The organism is Mycobacterium sp. IDUB_21 (genome assembly GCF_055419425.1).
In genome coordinates this window covers 104386-122532 of sequence record NZ_JBVAXQ010000007.1, presented here as the reverse complement: position 1 = coordinate 122532, position 18147 = coordinate 104386, and the positions used below count along the sequence as shown (strand labels likewise).

Sequence of the window (18147 nt, the reverse complement as noted above, 5' to 3'; positions counted from 1 at the left end):
CGTGCCAACACCGTTAGCACTTTGCCGCTCACGCCGTCACTGCAACCGGCGTCCATCAGGCATGTATGCGCATGTCTGTATGACACGTTCGTGAGACATATGACACGCAGTCATTTAGGCCTGCAGCTATGCCAGTTGCCTCATGAAATGTCATCCGGGTCTGTCTCAAGTTCGTGTCATTTCCACGGCGACGTCGACCGAGTGGACCCACTCCGAGGCGGCCGTGCCTTCTTATCCCAGCGGCGCGCCACAGGCCAAAGGACATCTCCACTGGATCGAGTTGGCATATGGCTAAAGCAAACGGGCGTCCCGGTCCCTTGACGAGTGGACTCCGCCGGTCAGTGCTGCCTGGTTGATCGTGCGACGGAGCGATTCCGCAGATCGGTGACGGCGAGGGTGATTGCGGCGGCGATTGCGGCGAGCACCGACGCTGCGAATATGCCGATCTTGATGTGCTGGATCATGATGATGTCGGTGTAGGCAAGGTCCGTGACAAACAAGGCCACGGTGAAGCCGAGCCCGGCGATGCAGCCCAACCCGACCACATGACCCGGGCGGACCTCGTCGGGCAGGTGGCCAAGCTTGCAGCCGACGGTTGCTGCGATAGCACCGGCCACGCCGAGAAATTTTCCGAGCAGAAGTGCGAGCAGTACGGCCCAGAAAACCGGTGCGTGCGCAGCCTCGCTCAGCACCGAGTAGCCAAGGTGCAAACCGGTATTGGCGAGGGCAAAGATCGGCACCGCCACGAAAGCACTCACCGGGCCCACCACCCGCAGTAGATCGTTGAGGATCGGTCGGCCTGCTACCGGACCCGCCGGGGTCAACAAGGCCAGTACCACACCGGCGAGAGTGGCGTGGATGCCGCTGTGGAAGGTGGCGAACCACACCAGCACTCCGACGAGCAGATACGGCCAGATGGCGATCACACCGATGCGGCGCATAATCACCACGAGTGCGCATCCAGCTATCGCCGCCGCCAGCCAGCCCCAGGCCAGCCCATTCGCGTAGCCGAAGGCAATCACCAAGACCGCCAGCACGTCGTCGACAGTGGCGATCGCCAACAGCATGGCCCGCAACCCCGCTGGAGCGCGGGGGGCCACCAACGCCAACACTCCGACCGCGAACGCAGGATCGGTAGCCATCGGCACACCCCAGCCGGTTGCCGCATCGGTTCCCCAGGTCATGGCTAAGAACATGCTGGCCGGCACCACCGCTCCGCCGACTGCTGCGATAACCGGGACCAGTGCGCGTCGTGGGTGGGCCAGCGACCCCTGCGTCAGTTCGTGTTTCAGCTCTAGGCCGATGACGAAGAAGAACACGGTCATCAGAGCGTCATTGACCCAGTGCTGCCCATTCATACGCAGCCCCAGGCCAGACCACCCGAACTCCAGATCCCAGGTGCTGCTGTAGGTGTCGGCGGCCAAGTTGGCCCATATCAAAGCGGCTGCCGTCGCTACGAGCAGCGCGACCCCGGGGGCCAGCTGTGAACCAAACATTCGCCGCACTACCAGCACCTGGCATGCTCACTTCCTGACGCATCCGCCGGCGGTCGGCGGCGTGCCGATCGTAGCCAGCCGTGACGAACAGGTCCGATACAGCATCGCCTGCGCGTTCTTCCATTCGGCGAGTGGGCATTTCTCGGCTGGCGAAAGTTTTGCCGCCGTCAAGCTCGCGATAGCTAATCGGCTATCGAACCTTCCCGATGTCCCCAAATGACACGAGTTGAGGCAAGTGACATCGAGGTGACACCGGCGCTGAGAATATGACACGCAGCGTGGGACCCTACAAATCTGTAGGTTCTCACGCTGCCTGTCATGCCCCGATGCGCTGACCTGCGGCGATACAGGTTGTCTCACGCGATGTCACCTCGCTTTGTCTCAAGCTAGTGTCATTTCTTCGGCGGTGCCCCGTCGGCGACCTAACCGGCGCGACCGAGACCATTTGCGCCGGCGCCGCCGTCTGCCCTTGTTCTGGCACGTGACGGTGCTGAGCTCACGCCATGTCGGATCCATCCGAGCCCCTGGCAGCATCTGCCGCCCGCGGTCAAGTCTTGAGGGGTCGCGTAATTGAAGCCGGCGCTTCGCGTGAGGCTGCGTGAAATTCTGCGGGGTCTAGCGTAGGCGGAATGGGTTTGTTCAGTCATGAGGAGTTCCGGGATCCGGCCGACGGCGTTGGTGGCGGCGATCGTGGTGGGGTTGTCGAGCGAGCTCGGGGTGCTGAGGTGGGCCAGTACGGGGTTGATGAACCTGTGGTGGTGGGTCCGGGGTCGCCGCCTGAGGATGGTTCGTGCGGTCAGTTTGCTGTTCAGTTTCATGTGTCTACGTCAATGCTGTTCGGGCTGAAACGTATTGCGGATATGCGTGGGGTGAGCGTGCCGGAAGTATGCCGGCAAGTAATCGGTGTGTTTGTCGCCCAGCAGGAGGGTGAGCTGGGTGCGTTGCTTGCTGCCGAGTCCGAGGCGGCTGATTACCGGCCGAGTTTAGGTCAGGCGTAATCGCCGCCGTATAGGTTCTCGCGTTAACGAGGGGCAAATACCGCCGCGAGGTCTTGTTGGTCGCCGCTGAGGTCTCCCGCAGCGATCGCCTGTTGGACTGTGAGCATGCCCGAGGCGAGGCCGAGGACTACCGGCGGCTCAGCGCGAAGGACGGTCTTGGGTTGTTCGTCGACCGCTTGCCCAACGTGGGTACCTCTTCTATCGATGCGGACTATCAAGGTCGTGCCGTCGACCTCAACACCGGCAGTGGCAGGATTCCTGGCGCGTTTTCCACCCAGCAGTGACTCGAGCGCCACCACCAGCCAGTGGGGTTGGAAGCTGTCGTCCTGCGGGCCGGAAGCCATGAGGGGCTTACTCCAGTTCACCAGCGCCGCAACGGTGCCCCGGAGTTCATTTCCCCAGGGTGTGAGTGCGTAGGCAACGCCGTTGCGGTCGCTGTCTAGCTGGCGCTGGACGACGCCGGCTTCTTCCAGTTGACGCAAACGCTCGGTGAGCAGGTTGGTGGAGATCCCGGGCAGCCCGGCTTGAAGTTGCCCGTAGCGCGCGGGGCCCGTCAGCAATTCGCGCACAACAAGCAGACTCCACCGATTGCCCACGACATCCAATGCGCGTGCGAGCCCGCAGTATTGACCGTAAGACCGCACGGGGTACCCCTTCGTTCGTCTCTTGCCGCAGCCTCAATGCCCGGTCTGTATCTCGTCGAAGTCAAGGTCCAGCAATGTCGGCCGAGGCAGCACCCTTTGACCGGGAAGTCGTGGGAGCACACGTCGCTTGGTGGGGAAAAGGGTTCCGTCGATGCGGCGATACTGGCTGCAGTAGAGCGCCGCGCCAGCCCAGGTACCCACGGGTTCAGCGACGAAGTCGTGGCGGCGGATGCGTCCTTCGTCGTCGGCGTAGAAGGTCTGCTGTCGGCAGTGGGTGTTCATGCCGTCGGGGAATGTTGCGTGGAGCCGTCGCAATCGGCGACCCGATTCCTGGCAGGGCTTGCCTTCGATCACAGTGACGCCGTCACGAGTGAGCAGATGCGGCACAGTGAGGTAGTTCCAGAACGCGTACCCAGCGAAGTAAACCGTGTCCAGTGGATCCCAGCGGAAGTTGCGGCGGATTCCACTGAGCCCGAAGAAGGCTGAGCGAGGGTCAGTTCGGACATCGACGCAGTCACCCTCAGGAGTTTCTATCCGCGCCTCACCTCGGTCGAACACGGCGCACAGTCCGGTGTGTGGGAAGTCATGAAGGATCGTGCGCTGCTCGGCGACGTCGACTCTGACGGTAAAGTTCGCCAACTTGCCGCCGGGGAAACGTTTGGGCAGCAAGCCGCCCAAATGGCCGCGGGCCGTGATCGTTTGGATCGACCTCCAACGTTCAACCCCGCCGTATGCGTCAAGAACTTCGTCGAGTAACTCGGACATTCCTCCACGTCCCGCTCTACTTCACTTTTGCTTGTACCCTTGTATATTACATGTTGCGCGCGGGATGGTGGACTCCACTCCACAAGTCAATCGAGGAGCCGTGAGATGCAACTGAACTGGTTTGGTGTAGTGGCCGCAGTCGTCGCAGGGATGGCGGTTGCCGGCCTCTGGTACGGAAAGCTCTTCGCGGCCATATGGTGGGACCTCACCGGTATCACTCCTGAGCAATCCAAAGCCGCCAGCAGGCGGAACATGGCTCAACTACTCGTAGCCAACGCTGTGACGGCGGTGGGACTGGCGGTCGCCGTCGAGGTCAGTTTTGCGGCCGCCGGTGGCCGCTCTCTATGGCTCGCTATTGTCGTCGGCGCGGCAGCGTGGCTGGCCTTCTCCGCCACAACGCTGCTTCAACACAACGCATTTGAATTGAAGCCGCTGCGGCTGACCATCATCAACAGCGCCTATCAACTCGCGCTGTTCCTCGCGATGGCTCTCGTGATCGGCCTGCTCTAGCCAGGAAAGCCAGCGCTAGCTGCGGCGCTGAGCGATGGTTTCATCGGCCTAGTCGCTGCCCAAGTACGAATACCCGGCTCTGGTCGCGGCCTCACAGACAGCGCCAGAGCAAGCGGGCTACGGACGCAGTCGCGATCACGAACACTCTGACATATGCGTCTATTCATATGACACGTTCGTGAGACATATGACAAGGACATGACACCGACGCTGAGAATGTAGGTTCTCACGGTTGAGCGCATCGGTACATCCCGCTGACCTGTGGGTTTCCGGCTTGTCTCACGACGGCTGCACCACAGTTTGTCTCACGTACCTCTGCATTTCCTAGGTGCAGCATCGAAAGTGCGTGCGCTGAAGCAATTTCGACGGACGAAGGAATGGCCGCTTTCGCCCTAGGGGCGGGGGGCATGTTTGACACCTGTGATCGCTGGTGAGAGGTGGCCAGGTGTCCCCGCCGAGAACGGGGTCGACCCCAATTCGGGAACGTGAGCCCGCCTGAGATCGGGGAGAACGGTTAGCTGTTGCCCTCCCGGTGCCTGGGTTTGTCGGGCCCAACGTGATTGCTCCAGGTCCCTGGCATCATCGGAACGTTTGGGGCCCTGCTGAATGCGTCACCGGTCACGGTGGTCAGCCCCGCCGCACGCGTGACGCTGGCCTTGCGGGCCGTGCCTGAAACCCCTAACGTGGCGGCACCGCGATCGGATGCTGCCCTCGGCGCAGCGAGTTGATCGTCGGCCGACCGGTTTGGGTCGGGGTCTATGTTGTCGTCCAGATCCGCGTATTCGTCGCGGTAGCCGCGGCCTTTCACGGTTGCCCGCCGACGGCGGCGGGCGCGTGCCTGCTCCCGTACCGACGCGGCCGCGGCGACCGCCTCCTGCACCCTGAGGTCGGAGGCCGGCGCCTTGACGCGGCTACGGTCGGTGAGGCTCGGACCGACCGCGGGACCGGGTCCACCACCGCCCAGTATGTAGCCGAATCCGCCAACACCTGTGGCCGGCACGGTCGCGGCACCGGCGGCAGCAACTGGCGCTGCGGGGGCCGCGGGCGCCGCACTACCGACGGTGGCCGGAGCAGCTGGCGGGGGCGGGGCGATCCCGGCGGACGACCATAAGTTGGGATGAGCCGCAACAGGTTCTGGCATCGGCGCGGCAGCGACCCCGGCGGGTTGAGCCAGGCCGGCCAACCCGGCGAGGCCGGCGGCCAATCCGAGGTTGGCGATAGCGAGGCCTAGGCCCACCGACAACAGCTGCGGGGCCATCTGGGGCAGGTTCGACACAAGCACCTGAACGTGGAACAGAAAATCGGCCTCCATCAGGGGGAAAAGGGTGGACAGCTGCGACGGGTTTGCCAGCACGTCGGAGATTTGCTGACTGAGTTCGGATGCCCAGCCCTGCCAGAAGCGCGGGTCAGACGGGCAATAGGCGTTCTCAGTTTCCCCGGTCCACGGATCTACTTTGGTGCCGCAGCTGCCGCCGTCGCTGGTGGTGCTGTCGGATTTCTGGATCTGCGGCGCCGGCGCGGTTTGCGGCGTGGACGCGACCGCCGTGCCGGCGACTGCCTCATAGGTGCCCATCGTGGTGGCCGCCTGGATCCACATCCGCACGTAATCGGCCTCGTTCAGCGCGATCGGGATGGTGTTGATCCCGAAGAAGTTCGTCGCCACCAACGTCCCGTGGCTGGCGTGGTTGGCGGCCAACTCGGCCATCGTCGGCATCGCGGCCAACGCGCTGGTGTAGGCCGCGGCCACGGTCTCATGCTGGGCGGCCGCTGCAGCGCTGTCAGCGCTGGCCTGCATCAACCACGCCAGATACGGCACATGCGCGGCCACATACGACTCCGCGCTCGGACCCTCCCATGCCCCGGCCTGTACCGCCCCCAATACCGCGACGAGTTCGTCTGCCGCCGATGCATATTCGGCGCTCTGCGATGTCCATGCCCCCGCGGCGGCCAGCAACGCACCCGGCCCCGGGCCGCTGCTCAACAAGGTCGAATGCGCCTCCGGCGGCGACGCCATCCACAGCGGTGCGCTCATCGCCCACCCCCGATCACCGATGCCTGATCGTCGCCGGGCACACCATCGATCGCCACACGCCGCGTCATCACCAGAACTCCGTCCGACTCGTGTCACCACGCCCGGTCCGGCAGCTGGACAGAGACGTCCCACAACCACCATCGCGCGTTAATGACAATCGTTTTCGACAAGGTGCGGGCGACTGTACCCCGAACCAACAGCTGATGAAAACCGTTTTCAACAAAAGAGTCGGAGCCGTCCGATCCCACCCGGCGGCGCCAAGAGGCGGTCTCGCCTGGACCTCAGGAGCGTTATCGAAATGTGCCCATACCCGCGGTAGACACCGACGCACCTGCTGAGTACCCTCTGGGGGTATGGGGTATTTGCGGAGGTGGACGCGGGCGGATGCCCGACGTGTCATCGCACGTAGCCGTCCACGGCTACGGTTCCTCGTCGCCGTGCTGGCGGCGGTGGGGATGCTGTCCATCGCCGCCCACTCCGACGTACTGTCGCCGGTGTCCCACACCACTGACATTGCGCATGCTTCGATGTCCACGCTGGGCGGTGAGCACGCGATCACGCTCGATCACCCGCACGCTGACAACGGTTCGTCGGGCGTGCACCATGAGCCGTTCCCGACCACGATGCTCACGAAGTCGTCGTTCACCGCCCTGGTAGCGCTGGGTCTGGTGGCGGCTCTGGTCGTCATCACCGCTTCGCTGGCCGCTGGTGTGGTGCCGGCTGGGCGGGGCCCGCCCGGTGGGGTGGCCGGTGCCCGCACGGGTCAAGAGCGATTGATCCGGTTCTGCCTTTCTCGTCGCTGAATGGTCAGCGCCAGGCTGTTGTGCTCTGTCACGACGGCCGGTGTCTGCTGCCCATGTCAATGGCCGCGCTCTCCCGTTGCGGCCTCACGCTGAAAGCGACAATCCCATGACCAATCTCTTGTCTTTGAAGCCCTGCGAACTGTCCGAACTCCCGGTCGGCACCGTCGATCTGCGCAGTTCACGGCAATCCATCCTGGCCAGCGCCCCCCAGACCGCCGCCAGCTGCCAGCCAGCCCGCAGTCCTTATCGCCGGCCGAGCGCCTTGGTCGGCAACACTCCGGTGCTGCGGATCTCGGCGCCGCTGACCACGACCGATCGCGGGTTCTGGGCCAAACTCGAAGGGGCCAACCCGGGCGGCAGCATGAAAGACCGCCCCGCCCTGCACATGGTGCAGCGCGCCCGCGCCCGCGCCCTGCTGCGGCCCGGGGCCCGCATTGTCGAATCCACCAGCGGATCACTGGGGCTGGGGCTCGCCCTGGCCGGCATGACCTATGGGCATCCGGTCACCGTGGTCACCGACCCGGGCCTAGAGCCGATCGTGCAAAACATGCTGCGCGCCTACGGCGCCGACGTCGATGTGGTTTCCGAGCCGCACCCGATCGGTGGGTGGCAGCAGGCCCGCAAAGACCGGGTCGCGCAGCTGTTGGCCGCCGATCCCGACGCGTGGTGCCCCGATCAGTACAGCAACCCCGACAACATCGACGCCTACCGGTCGCTGGCGTGCGAGCTGCTCGACCAACTCGGGCGCATCGATGTGCTGGTGTGCTCGGTGGGCACCGGCGGGCACTCCGCAGGGGTGGCCCGGGTGTTGCGCGAGTTCAACCCCGACCTGAAGGTCATCGGGGTGGACACCATCGGCTCGACCATCTTCGGCCAACCCGCCAGCACACGGTTGATGCGCGGGCTGGGCTCAAGTATCTACCCCCGCAATGTCGACTACTCACTGTTCGACGAGGTGCACTGGGTGGCCCCCGCCGAAGCCGTCTGGGCGGCCCGCTCCCTGGCGGCCACCCACCACGCCAGTGGCGGCTGGAGTGTGGGTGCGGTCGCACTGGTGGCCGGGTGGGCGGCGCGCACCATGGCAGCCGACACCACGATTGCGGCGGTCTTCCCCGACGGCCCGCAACGCTACTTCGACACCATCTACAACGACGACTACTGCCGCGAACACGGCCTGCTCGGTCACCTACCGCCGGCCGAGCCGGCCGTCATCACCGACCCCAGTGAGCGGGTCGTGCAGTCCTGGACACGGTGTGCCACCGTGCTCGATCCGGCTGGAGTGATGCTCCGATGACGTTCGTTTCGCAGTTCCGCAGCTTCGATGCGCCCGCCCGGGTGCTGATGGTCAACCAGTTCGGCATCAACATCGGCTTCTACATGCTGATGCCGTATCTGGCCGGCTACCTGGCCGGCCCGCTGGGGATGGCGGCCTGGGCAGTCGGGCTGGTGCTGGGGGTGCGCAACTTCTCCCAGCAGGGCATGTTCATCGTGGGCGGCACGCTGGCCGACCGGCTCGGCTACAAACCGCTGATCGTGGCCGGATGTCTGCTGCGCACCGGCGGATTCGCCCTGTTGGTCATCGCCCAGTCGCTGCCCGCGGTGCTGATCGCCTCGGCGGCAACAGGGTTCGCCGGGGCGTTGTTCAACCCGGCGGTGCGCGCCTACCTGGCCGCCGACGCCGAAGAGCGCCGCGTCGAGGCGTTCGCGGTGTTCAACATCTTCTATCAGGCCGGGATCCTGCTCGGCCCGCTGGTCGGGCTGGCGTTGATGGCGTTCGACTTCCGCATCACCGCGGCCGGCGCCGCGGTCGTGTTCGCCGTCTTGACCGTCGCGCAGCTGTTCGCGTTACCCCAGCACACCGCCGATCCCACAGCGGAGAAGACCTCCATCCTCGATGACTGGCGCATCGTCGTGCGTAACCGGTCCTTCCTGCTGTTCGCCGCGGCGATGATCGGCTCCTACGTGCTGACGTTCCAGATTTATTTGGCGCTGCCGTTGCAGGCCTCGTTCCTGGCACCGCATTCCCAGTCCGCCGTCGTGGCTGCGTTGTTCGTGGTGTCCGGGATCGTCGCGGTCGCCGGACAGCTCCGCATCACCGCCTGGTTCGCCGCCCGCTGGAGCCCTGGGCGCAGCCTGACCATCGGCATGGCCATCGTGGCCGCCTCATTTGTGCCGCTGGTCCTCATCCCCGACGCTGCCCGCTTCGGGACAGTTGCGGCGATCGCCGCACTGCTGATGTCCGCGGCGATGCTCGCCGTGGGCGCGGCCGCGACCTTCCCGTTCGAGATGGACACCGTCGTCGCACTGGCCGGGGGCCGGCTGGTCGCCACCCATTACGGGTTCTACAACACCATCGTCGGGGTCGGCATTCTGGTCGGCAACCTGGCCACCGGCTCGCTCATGGGTGTGGCACGACAACTCGGCGCCAGCGAACTGCTCTGGGTTGGACTGATTCTCGTGGGTGCCATCGCCGTGGTGGCCCTGTACCGCCTCGACCGCGACCACCACCTCCAACCCAACACCACCCCAACCGACGAGCACAGCCAGCTGATCAGGCTCTGACCCATGAACCAGCCGAACCCGACCAGCCACAAGCCCCCCGCGCGCCGCGCGTCACGGGCGCGGTCGCTGATCGCCATCACGGCCATCGCCGCGATCGCGGTGTTGGGGGTGCTCGGCGCTGCCCATTGCGGGCTGCTGCGACCCGGACTGGCGGCACCTGGCGCACCGCAACCGGTGCTGACCTCACACGCGGGCCCGGTGGCGGGCACCGTTGACCAGCCGCACCTCGATCACCGGCCAGCAAGCCTGTGCCACAAGGCGTTCGTGGCCGCGGTCTTGCCCCAGTCGTCATCCCCGACGCTGCCGGGCCTGGGCGTGATGGTGGCAGCGGTCGCTGTCGCCGGTTGGCACACGCAGTCGGTGGCGGCAGCCGGGCGGGGCCCGCCACGTGGGCTCGCCGCACATTTCACGGGCCAGGACCGTTTGACGCGGTTCTGTGTTTCTCGTCGCTGACCGGTCCGCATCGGGCTGTGGTGCGATACCACGACCGCCGGCGATAACCGACCGCTGAGCAGTACCGCCCGACAACGCCGCCTCGGCAGCTACCGCTGAAAGCAACGACCGTCCCGCCTTGCATATGACATGGCAGCGGATTCGAAACCTTCAGCGCGACATCGTCACCGGCATCGGTTCCACGGCAGCCATCCTGCTTGCCCGCCCTTGGAAAACCGCTCCGACAAGGACATCCCATGTTATTCCTGGTCACCCACCCGGACCTGCTGGCAACAGCCACCGCGGACCTGGCCGCTGTGGGTTCGGCGACCACAGCGATCGTTGCCGCCGCCCACCAGGTGCGGGCACTGAGCGCCGCGCAGTTCGTCGCGCACGCCCAGATCTACCACGCGGTCAGCGCCCAAGCCTCCGCGATTCACGAACAGTTCACGGCCACCCTGGCGGCCAGCGCCGGATCGTACGCGGCCACCGAAACCGCCAACGCGGCCGCGGCCATTTAAGCAATCGGAGGAAGCACAATGGACTTCGGGGCGCTCCCACCGGAGATCAACTCCAGCAGAATGTATTCCGGGCCGGGGTCTGGGCCCATGCTGGCCGCCGCCGCGGCCTGGGACGGGATTGCCGCTGACCTGAGTTCCACGGCGAGCTCCTACTCAGCGGTGGTCGCTGACCTGACCGGCGGACGCTGGCTCGGTGCGGCGTCAGCGGCGATGGCGGCTGCCGCCACCGGCCATGTGGCGTGGCTGAACAGCACCGCCGCCCAAGCCGAGCAGGCCGCCACCCAGGCCCGCGCCGCGGTCACCGCCTACGAGACCGCGCGGGCCATGACGGTGCCGCCCTCGCTGATCGCGGCCAACCGCAGCCAGCTGATGTCACTGATCGCGACCAACCTCCTCGGGCAAAACACCCCGGCGATCGCGGCGACCGAAGCCCTCTACGCCGAAATGTGGGCCCAAGACGCCGCTGCCATGTACGGCTATGCGGGCGCCTCCGCGGCCGCGTCCACGCTGACCCCGTTCACTTCTCCGCCACCGGGCACCAGCCCGGCCGTGCCGACCGGCCAGGCCGCTGCGGTTGCCCAAGCCACCGCCACGTCCGCGGCGACCAACACCCAAGCAACGCTGGCACAGGCGATGTCGGCGACGCCGGCCGCACTACATGACCTGGCCGCCCCGCTGTCGGCTTCATCGCCGGGCTCAACATCTGTGTCGTCGTTGAGCTCGACGCTGAGCCCCCTGACTACCGGGTTGTCGATGACCAGCTCAGCCGGATGGATATCCAGTGCGCTGCTCTCAAATGCCAACCAGCTCAAGTCCCTGCTCCCAGCCGCCGGCGCAGCCAGCACCTCCGCGCCCGGCGCCGCTGTGGCACCCGCGGCGGGTCTAACCGCAGGGCTCGGCGCGCCGGCAGGCTGGGCGGGCACCGGCGGCGCCGGAGCCCCGGCCACGGTGTCGGCCGGGTTAGGCCGGGCAGCCTCCCTGGGCGCCCTGTCGGTGCCGCACACCTGGGCCGGGCTGCCCTCGGCGATCAGCCCCACCGCAGCCCTGCCCGGCGCGACCCTCACCGCCACGGCGACCGGCTCGACCGATGCGCCGGGCCTGCTCGGCGCAGCACCCCTGACCGGTATGGCCGGACGTGCCACCGACACCGCCGGCACGCGGCCCCAGTTCCGTCTTCAAGCACCCACCGTGATACCCCGGTCGCCCCCGGCCGGATAACCGCAAAAAGAGGGTCTAATCAGTAGGTTTCGAAACTGCAACCGGCCATGACGTCATGAGCTGGTCAACCCAGCGGAGAGCACGGCGATGGTCGAGGACGCCACCGCAGCAACGCGCGGCGCGTCGCACTCCCGTCGCGCGTCGGCGCACCATGTGCGCAGCCGTGACCCGACATGCCGGGTAACTAGGCGTTCGGGGCGAGTCCCTGTCGGCTGTGGCGGCCGAAGCGGCGTAGCCGCAGCGAGTTGGTCACCACGCTGACCGAGGAGAGCCCCATCGCCGCTCCCGCGATGATCGGGTTGAGCAAACCGAGTGCGGCGAGGGGGATCGCGGCGGTGTTGTAGCCGAAGGCCCAGCCAAGGTTCTGGTGGATCGTGCGCAGGGTCTGCCGCGAGAGCGCGATCGCCTCCACAACACCGTCGAGCCGGCCGGACATCAGCGTGATGTCGGAGGCCTCGATGGCCACATCGGTGCCGGTGCCGATCGCAATGCCCAGATCAGCCTGCACCAGCGCGGGGGCGTCGTTGACGCCGTCGCCCACCATCGCGACCACCCGCCCCTGGTCTTGTAGCCGCTCGATCTCGGTTACCTTGTCCTGCGGCAGCACCTCGGCCAGGACCCGGTCGATGCCGACCTGCGTGGCGATCGCAGCGGCGGTGCGAGCGTTGTCACCGGTGATCATGGCGACCTGCAAGCCCATGGCGTGCAGTTGAGCGACCACGTCGGCGGCGTCGTCCTTGACCGTGTCAGCGACGGCGAGCACGCCCACAACGTGGTCGTCGCGGCCGACGAACACCGCGGTGCGGCCCTGATCTTCGAGTTCGGTGGCCGCCGCGGCGAGGTGCTCCGGCAGCACCAAATCGTGATCGTCGACAAGCGTGCGACGTCCGACCAGCACGGTGCGGCCGTCGATCTGGGCCCGCACCCCGTGCCCGGCGAGGCTGGCGAAAGCCGTGGCGGCCGGAATCTGCAACCCCAGCTCGCGCGCGGCCGCAACGATCGCCGCACCGATGGGGTGCTCAGAGCCCGACTCGACCGCCGCGGCGATCCGCAGCACCAGATTGGGCTGGCGCCGCTTGCCGACAATCACATCGGTGACCCGCATCTGGGCGCGGGTCAGCGTGCCGGTTTTGTCGAAGATCACGGTGTCGATCTTCTTGGAGGCTTCCATCACCTCGCCGCCTTTGACCAGGATCCCCAGCTGCGCGCCGCGGCCGGTGCCGACCGTGATCGCCGTCGGGGTGGCCAGGCCCAGCGCACACGGGCACGCGATGATCAGCACCGCCACCGCGGCGGTCATACCGGCGACCGGGTTGGCGGCGATCAGCGTCCACCCGGCAAACGTCACCGCGGCAACCCCGACGACGGCCGGGACGAACACCGCCGAGACCCGGTCAGCCAGTCGCTGCACGGGCGCCTTGCCGCCCTGTGCCTGCTCGACCAGGCGCACAATCTGCGCCAGCGCGGTATCGGCGCCGACGGCGGTGGCGCGCACGGTCAGCAGCCCGTCGATGTTGACCGTCGCACCGGCAACGCGGTCGCCCACCGACTTTTCGACCGGGACGGACTCGCCGGTCAGCATTGACTCATCGACGGCGGCGCGCCCGTCGGTGATCTCGCCGTCGACCGGGATCTTCTCCCCAGGCCGTACCCGTACCAGGTCTCCGACTTGTACCTGATCAACCGGCACGAGAATTTCTTGCCCGCCGACGAGCAGGCAGGCTTCCTTGGCGCCCATCTCCAAAAGCTTGCCGATCGCCTCCGACGCCTTGCTCGTGGATCTGGCCTCGAAATAGCGACCCAGCACCACGAACGCAATGATCAGCGCCGCCGTCTCGAAGAACAGTGCGCCACCGGCGAACAACTCATACGTGGAGTAGCCGAATGCGGTCAATGTGCCCAATGTGATCAGCGTGTCCATGTTGGCGCTTCCCGCCCGCACCTGCTGCACCGCGCCGCGCAGGAACGGCCACCCGGCGACGAATTGCACCGGTACCGTCGCCGCGAACGCCAGCCACCCCGCCCACGGGTAGGCGCCGAACACCATCGTCGACACCGATGCCAGCAGCGCCAACGGCATGGCCAGCCGCAACCGCCGCAACCAGTTCCGCTGCTCACGCCTGTTCAGCTCGCCCGAGGACGCCGTGCCGCACGCACCGCCCTGTCCCTGCCCGCAGCCGCCACTACCCTCGGTGTCGCGCGGCGCGTCGCTATCGGCCCGGGCGCCCAGTAATCGGCGGAGTCCACCGATGGCCTTGCGTACCACCCCGGGGGTGCGGGCATCTCCGGAATGCGGGGCACGGGTGGGCACCAACTCTGCAGGGATGTGCTCGGCTTGCCCGATCGCCGACAGCACCGCCGCGGTGTCGCAGCGCTGCGGCGTATACCGGATCACCACCGATGCGGTGCGCGGATAGGCCGTCACCGCCTGCACACCGGGTACCGTGGCCACGGTCTCCTCGATCGCGACGGCCCGGACGGCATCGACATTAAATCCGGTGACGTGTAACCGCATCCGACCTGACGCGTCCGATACGACCGTCGCCGTGGCGTCGGCGGCCGGCAGGACCTCAGTGGTCATCGCCGTCGCCCGAGCACGTCACCGTCACCGGTTTGACGTCCTCTCCGGCGCGCTCTCGTGCCTCGGCCACCACGTCGGCGACCGTCAATCGGACCTGTTCCGTGTTCGTTTCGGCCGTGCGCTGCGCTTCGCGGGCAGCCCGGATGCCCCATGCGGTCACAGCAACGGTTGCCTTGCGCAGCGGAACCTTCGCCACGGCCGTGCGCACTGCCTCATACGCCGCAACCCCCACCACCCCGGTCACCACCGTGGGCGCCGCTTTCATCAAGAACCCATGCCACGCCATACCAAGCGCTCCCTTCCTGTCGTTGCCCCGCCAGACGGTGACCAGTCGGCCACGGTCGCTGCGGAGCGACACGAACCCATCCTTGACCTTCCAGTACAGTGGAAGGTCAAGGATGGGTCACATGCAGATCGGCGAACTAGCGAAACTCAGCAATACCAGCGCGAAAACCATTCGCTTCTACGAGAACGCGGGGCTGCTCCCGCCACCGGCGCGAACCGGGTCGGGGTATCGCGACTATGGGCCCAGGGTCGTGGATCGGCTGCGGTTCATCCATCGGGGCCAGGCCGCTGGGCTGACCTTGCAGAAGGTGCGCCAAATCCTGGCGATCCACGACCGCGGCCAGCTGCCGTGCGGGCACGTGCAACAGGTCCTGCATACCCGTCTGGACCAAGTCCGCGCGCAGATCGCCGAACTGGTCGCCCTCGAAGGCCACCTGCAGACTCTTCTCGACCACGCGACGCAGGCCGCGCCCACCGAACACGACCAGTCCACGGTGTGCTGGATTCTGGAAAGCGATCTGGACGCCGACGCCACCGTCGACCCCGCTCCCGTTGGCGACTAGACAATGAGCAGCAGCGAGGCACGTCAGCCGTCGTGGACGGATACGTGGCTGCCGGCGGGCCTGCTGGGTGTGGCAGGTGTGGGCTGGTGGTGGTCTGTGGTCAGCGCCGCAGGAATGGGCGGCGACGCCATGTCCATGGACGCCCCGTCAGACATGCCCATGGACACCATGACGCCGATGTCGTTGGCCGCGTTCCTGCTCGCGTGGGTGGCCATGATGGCGGCGATGATGCTTCCCGCGGTCCTGCCCGTGGTGCGCACCTATAGTGGCGCTGCCGTCGGCAACGCCGCCCCGGCGGTTGTCTTCGTCGCCGGATACCTGACCCTGTGGAGCGCCACGGGGCTCCCGGCCTTCTGGGCGTGGAGCCACCTCAATGGACCACTGGCACACGCCGATCCGTGGTCGGGCCGCTTTGCAGGCGCCGCAGCGGTGGCCGCCGGGCTGTATCAGCTCACGCCGTGGAAAGCGACCTGCCTGCGGCACTGCCACCCGCTGGCGTCAGTGTCCCCGCGGCCGGGCGCGCAACCCAACGGCCCGGGCCGGGCACTGTGTGCTGGCGCCCGCTACGGCATGTTCTGTCTCGGCAGCTGCTGGATGCTGTTCGTACTCCTAATCGCCTTCGGCACCATGCAATTGGCGTGGATGCTAGCGCTCTCGGTGGTGATCTGGCTGGAAAGAATCGCCTCCCTCAGCGATTGGCCGCGACGGGTGACGGGGGCGATGTTTGTGGTCCTTGGCGTTGTGCTGCTGGTGCACCCCGCATTGGTCAGCCACCTCCTCTAACGAGGAGAGCGTTTTCCTGTGGCGGGCAATAGCTCGCCGATCAGGGCTGGACACGCCCGGCCCCGACGTCGGTCATTTCCCTCCCGCCAGAGCATCGCGCAGACCTTGAAGGAACCGGGCTGAGCGCTACACCATCACGGCGAACATGAGGGCCGCGCCGGCCGCCATCAATGCCTGGCATAACGGCCCGAGGACGACCAGTTGCGCGCGGTGCGACACAGCGTTGCTTCGACGTTCGGCGACATAGCGGTACAGCCAGTACAGCGCCGCGATGGCGAAGCCGACAGCGGCGATCGCGTTGACTATGGTGATCCATCCAGGTTCGGAGGCAGTCGAAGACATCTCCGATACCGGCATGTCCCTCTCGGCCATGTGCATGCCCGGCGAGCCAGACATGGCATGGTCGGATGAGTGGCAGGTCTGGCCCGGCAAGTGGCCGCTCATCACCGCATACATCCACGCCATCGCCGTCATCTTCATGGCGTGATAGCTGTTGATCAGGCGGTCAGCGATACCGGAGAACACCCGACCGGGCGCCAGCACGAACCAGCCAGCGGCGAGCAAGAAGAAGACCATCGGTCCGACCACCGGCAGGCCCATCCCAGCGGGCCAAGCCATCACAATCATGGCTGCCGCCATCGCCAGGTGCAGCAGGTGATTGACAGTGCATGTCCACCGGTTGTGTTGCGCGGCAAGGATGCACCCGTATCCAGCGATGCTGGCAGCGAACAGGACGGTGACAATCCACCGCAGCGCGAGGTCGTCGATCACGAAACGCGACGCCGCGACCTGGCGAACGCTCCGCGCGGCGCTGACACCGGCCGGGCTCCCGCTGACCCAAATCCGGCACACGACAGTGCCCTCAACCAGTACCGGTCTGCGCGCTGCGCGGTCTGCATCAAATCTGCCTTACGGTCCGTTTGGTGTTGCCAGAGGTAAGCCACCCCAGCCGTCGCGCCGGCTCCGGACGTGCGGTGTTCACCCGCCGACGTCAGCACACGAAAAAGCGCCCGCCGGGCACTGGTGCTCCTGCCCGACGGTGTGATGTCGGTGGCTGGCTCGTCGAGCGCGACGCATGTCGCGCTTCCGCTAGTGGCCTGCGGTGAGAAGGATTCGGCCCGCACCGCACCCCTTGGCCTTCAGTCGCATTGAGCGAACCTAGGCCAAGGGGGCGAAGAGCCGTGGCGGTGCTTGGGTGGTGGGTTGATCAGTTGTTGCAAGTGCACTTCGGGTGGCCGCACTGGCAGCCCGGGCCCTGAGTGCACGCAGCGTCGCCGCAGTTACAGGTGCCCGACTTACAACAACTGGCTTGGGTTTCCTTGGTCTCGTTCATGTCTTCGACCATACCCCGGTAGGGTACGATGGTCAAGGTTTGTTGTTCGATGCCAAGTGGTGGGCACGCCAGTCCGACCGTGATTGCTAACCGCGCCGTCGCGGTCAGGAGCGCACGAGGCGCGCGATGGCGGCGGAGGCTTCGGCCAGCTTTGCGTGGGCATCGTCGCCACCCTCGGCGACCGCGCGGGTCACGCAGTGATCGAGGTGCTCATCGAGCAGGCTCAGCGCTACCGACCGCATGGCGCTGTTGACCGCACTGATCTGGGTCAAGACGTCGATGCAGTACTTGTCGTCGTCGATCATTTTGGCGATCCCACGAACCTGCCCTTCGATGCGGCGCAGTCGTTTGGCATAGTTTTCTTTCTGCGCCGAATATCCGTGCGGGGTTGTCATCTGGCCTCCTGGCATCTTCGCCGTGGGGTGATCTCGGCCGCATCGGCCATGCCGATCACGCCCCAGCGGCGACCGATCGTCGACCGCGGCGTCAACAGTCCCCGGCAGAAGCCAGGACCCCCCGACGGCAGAGGATCGGTAGGTGTCATGCCGCCCATGGTACCTACCCCGTAGGGGTACATCAGATGACGGCGGGGGCGCCGCCCCGGCAATCGCAGCAGTTCAC

The 18147-nt window shown here is 66.4% G+C and carries 19 protein-coding genes; 11 read left to right on the top strand and 8 right to left on the bottom strand.

What is annotated here, in order from left to right; all coding sequences use genetic code 11:
- Positions 1–338: 338 nt before the first annotated feature.
- Positions 339–1496: a Na+/H+ antiporter NhaA gene (gene nhaA, locus ACZYY4_RS12600; RefSeq protein ID WP_463810315.1), complete on the bottom strand. Its 1158-nt coding sequence runs from the start codon at positions 1494–1496 to the stop codon at positions 339–341.
- On the opposite strand from nhaA, the gene ACZYY4_RS12595 reads away from it, so the two are divergent.
- On the top strand, positions 1411–1716 hold the full coding sequence (locus ACZYY4_RS12595) for a hypothetical protein (protein WP_463810446.1): 306 nt from the start codon (positions 1411–1413) through the stop codon (positions 1714–1716). The two genes, nhaA and ACZYY4_RS12595, sit on opposite strands and share 86 nt — an antisense overlap.
- Before the next feature lie 409 nt (positions 1717–2125).
- The gene (locus tag ACZYY4_RS12590) at positions 2126–2494 is read left to right on the top strand and encodes a hypothetical protein (protein ID WP_301632504.1); all 369 of its coding nucleotides are present in this window, start codon (positions 2126–2128) and stop codon (positions 2492–2494) included.
- A gap of 23 nt (positions 2495–2517) precedes the next feature.
- On the opposite strand, the gene ACZYY4_RS12585 is transcribed toward ACZYY4_RS12590, so the two are convergent.
- Positions 2518–3090 carry a winged helix-turn-helix transcriptional regulator gene (locus tag ACZYY4_RS12585; protein WP_463810438.1) on the bottom strand — a complete coding sequence of 191 codons (573 nt, stop codon included), beginning with the start codon at positions 3088–3090 and terminating at the stop codon, positions 2518–2520.
- An 81-nt stretch (positions 3091–3171) separates the two neighbouring features.
- The gene (locus tag ACZYY4_RS12580) at positions 3172–3903 is read right to left on the bottom strand and encodes a hypothetical protein (RefSeq protein WP_463810314.1); all 732 of its coding nucleotides are present in this window, start codon (positions 3901–3903) and stop codon (positions 3172–3174) included.
- Positions 3904–4008: 105 nt separating this feature from the next.
- On the opposite strand from ACZYY4_RS12580, the gene ACZYY4_RS12575 reads away from it, so the two are divergent.
- Positions 4009–4413: a DUF1761 domain-containing protein gene (locus tag ACZYY4_RS12575; protein WP_463810313.1), complete on the top strand. Its 405-nt coding sequence runs from the start codon at positions 4009–4011 to the stop codon at positions 4411–4413.
- Positions 4414–4927: 514 nt separating this feature from the next.
- On the opposite strand, the gene ACZYY4_RS12570 is transcribed toward ACZYY4_RS12575, so the two are convergent.
- The gene (locus tag ACZYY4_RS12570; protein ID WP_463810312.1) at positions 4928–6445 is read right to left on the bottom strand and encodes a PPE domain-containing protein; all 1518 of its coding nucleotides are present in this window, start codon (positions 6443–6445) and stop codon (positions 4928–4930) included.
- 353 nt (positions 6446–6798) lie between these two features.
- Here ACZYY4_RS12570 and lpqS (ACZYY4_RS12565) point away from each other — a divergent pair, with 353 nt between their 5' ends.
- From lpqS (ACZYY4_RS12565) to ACZYY4_RS12540, 6 genes are all read left to right on the top strand, one after another.
- Complete coding sequence (lpqS, locus tag ACZYY4_RS12565; RefSeq protein ID WP_463810311.1) at positions 6799–7248, top strand: putative copper homeostasis (lipo)protein LpqS; 450 nt, start codon at positions 6799–6801, stop codon at positions 7246–7248.
- 106 nt (positions 7249–7354) lie between these two features.
- The gene (locus tag ACZYY4_RS12560) at positions 7355–8542 is read left to right on the top strand and encodes a PLP-dependent cysteine synthase family protein (RefSeq protein WP_463810310.1); all 1188 of its coding nucleotides are present in this window, start codon (positions 7355–7357) and stop codon (positions 8540–8542) included.
- On the top strand, positions 8539–9810 hold the full coding sequence (locus ACZYY4_RS12555; protein WP_463810309.1) for an MFS transporter: 1272 nt from the start codon (positions 8539–8541) through the stop codon (positions 9808–9810). The genes ACZYY4_RS12560 and ACZYY4_RS12555 overlap by 4 nt, the downstream gene beginning before the upstream one ends.
- Before the next feature lie 3 nt (positions 9811–9813).
- The gene (gene lpqS / locus ACZYY4_RS12550) at positions 9814–10263 is read left to right on the top strand and encodes a putative copper homeostasis (lipo)protein LpqS (protein WP_463810308.1); all 450 of its coding nucleotides are present in this window, start codon (positions 9814–9816) and stop codon (positions 10261–10263) included.
- 236 nt (positions 10264–10499) lie between these two features.
- Complete coding sequence (locus tag ACZYY4_RS12545; protein WP_463810307.1) at positions 10500–10763, top strand: PE family protein; 264 nt, start codon at positions 10500–10502, stop codon at positions 10761–10763.
- An 18-nt stretch (positions 10764–10781) separates the two neighbouring features.
- Positions 10782–11981 (top strand): PPE family protein, encoded by a 1200-nt coding sequence (locus ACZYY4_RS12540; protein WP_463810306.1) that lies wholly within the window; start codon positions 10782–10784, stop codon positions 11979–11981.
- Positions 11982–12165: 184 nt separating this feature from the next.
- Here ACZYY4_RS12540 and ACZYY4_RS12535 read toward each other — a convergent pair whose 3' ends face one another.
- Together ACZYY4_RS12535 and ACZYY4_RS12530 are read right to left on the bottom strand one after the other, a co-directional pair.
- Positions 12166–14496: a copper-translocating P-type ATPase gene (locus ACZYY4_RS12535; protein ID WP_463810437.1), complete on the bottom strand. Its 2331-nt coding sequence runs from the start codon at positions 14494–14496 to the stop codon at positions 12166–12168.
- Between the two features lie 55 nt (positions 14497–14551).
- Positions 14552–14848 carry a DUF1490 family protein gene (locus ACZYY4_RS12530; RefSeq protein WP_463810305.1) on the bottom strand — a complete coding sequence of 99 codons (297 nt, stop codon included), beginning with the start codon at positions 14846–14848 and terminating at the stop codon, positions 14552–14554.
- A gap of 121 nt (positions 14849–14969) precedes the next feature.
- On the opposite strand from ACZYY4_RS12530, the gene ACZYY4_RS12525 reads away from it, so the two are divergent.
- Both ACZYY4_RS12525 and ACZYY4_RS12520 read left to right on the top strand, forming a co-directional pair.
- A complete protein-coding gene (locus ACZYY4_RS12525; RefSeq protein WP_463810304.1) occupies positions 14970–15410 on the top strand; it encodes a heavy metal-responsive transcriptional regulator in 441 nt (146 codons plus the stop codon).
- Between the two features lie 3 nt (positions 15411–15413).
- Entirely contained in the window at positions 15414–16193 is a 780-nt protein-coding gene (locus ACZYY4_RS12520) for a DUF2182 domain-containing protein (protein WP_463810303.1), read from the top strand.
- 126 nt (positions 16194–16319) lie between these two features.
- Here the strand turns inward: ACZYY4_RS12520 and ACZYY4_RS12515 are convergent, their stop codons facing one another.
- Both ACZYY4_RS12515 and ricR read right to left on the bottom strand, forming a co-directional pair.
- Complete coding sequence (locus ACZYY4_RS12515) at positions 16320–16964, bottom strand: DUF5134 domain-containing protein (RefSeq protein ID WP_463810302.1); 645 nt, start codon at positions 16962–16964, stop codon at positions 16320–16322.
- Positions 16965–17630: 666 nt separating this feature from the next.
- Entirely contained in the window at positions 17631–17921 is a 291-nt protein-coding gene (gene ricR / locus ACZYY4_RS12510) for a copper-sensing transcriptional repressor RicR (protein ID WP_085267015.1), read from the bottom strand.
- Positions 17922–18147 lie beyond the last annotated feature (226 nt).

Coding starts and splice junctions, on each gene's coding strand:
- ricR (WP_085267015.1), bottom strand. CDS start 17,921: ATGACAACCCCGCACGGATATTCGGCGCAGAAAGAAAACTATGCCAAA.
- ACZYY4_RS12530 (WP_463810305.1), bottom strand. CDS start 14,848: ATGGCGTGGCATGGGTTCTTGATGAAAGCGGCGCCCACGGTGGTGACC.
- ACZYY4_RS12520 (WP_463810303.1), top strand. CDS start 15,414: ATGAGCAGCAGCGAGGCACGTCAGCCGTCGTGGACGGATACGTGGCTG.
- ACZYY4_RS12575 (WP_463810313.1), top strand. CDS start 4,009: ATGCAACTGAACTGGTTTGGTGTAGTGGCCGCAGTCGTCGCAGGGATG.
- ACZYY4_RS12545 (WP_463810307.1), top strand. CDS start 10,500: ATGTTATTCCTGGTCACCCACCCGGACCTGCTGGCAACAGCCACCGCG.
- ACZYY4_RS12560 (WP_463810310.1), top strand. CDS start 7,355: ATGACCAATCTCTTGTCTTTGAAGCCCTGCGAACTGTCCGAACTCCCG.
- lpqS (WP_463810308.1), top strand. CDS start 9,814: ATGAACCAGCCGAACCCGACCAGCCACAAGCCCCCCGCGCGCCGCGCG.
- ACZYY4_RS12590 (WP_301632504.1), top strand. CDS start 2,126: ATGGGTTTGTTCAGTCATGAGGAGTTCCGGGATCCGGCCGACGGCGTT.
- ACZYY4_RS12555 (WP_463810309.1), top strand. CDS start 8,539: ATGACGTTCGTTTCGCAGTTCCGCAGCTTCGATGCGCCCGCCCGGGTG.
- ACZYY4_RS12535 (WP_463810437.1), bottom strand. CDS start 14,496: ATGCGGTTACACGTCACCGGATTTAATGTCGATGCCGTCCGGGCCGTC.
- lpqS (WP_463810311.1), top strand. CDS start 6,799: ATGGGGTATTTGCGGAGGTGGACGCGGGCGGATGCCCGACGTGTCATC.
- ACZYY4_RS12525 (WP_463810304.1), top strand. CDS start 14,970: ATGCAGATCGGCGAACTAGCGAAACTCAGCAATACCAGCGCGAAAACC.
- nhaA (WP_463810315.1), bottom strand. CDS start 1,496: ATGTTTGGTTCACAGCTGGCCCCCGGGGTCGCGCTGCTCGTAGCGACG.
- ACZYY4_RS12580 (WP_463810314.1), bottom strand. CDS start 3,903: ATGTCCGAGTTACTCGACGAAGTTCTTGACGCATACGGCGGGGTTGAA.
- ACZYY4_RS12570 (WP_463810312.1), bottom strand. CDS start 6,445: ATGAGCGCACCGCTGTGGATGGCGTCGCCGCCGGAGGCGCATTCGACC.
- ACZYY4_RS12540 (WP_463810306.1), top strand. CDS start 10,782: ATGGACTTCGGGGCGCTCCCACCGGAGATCAACTCCAGCAGAATGTAT.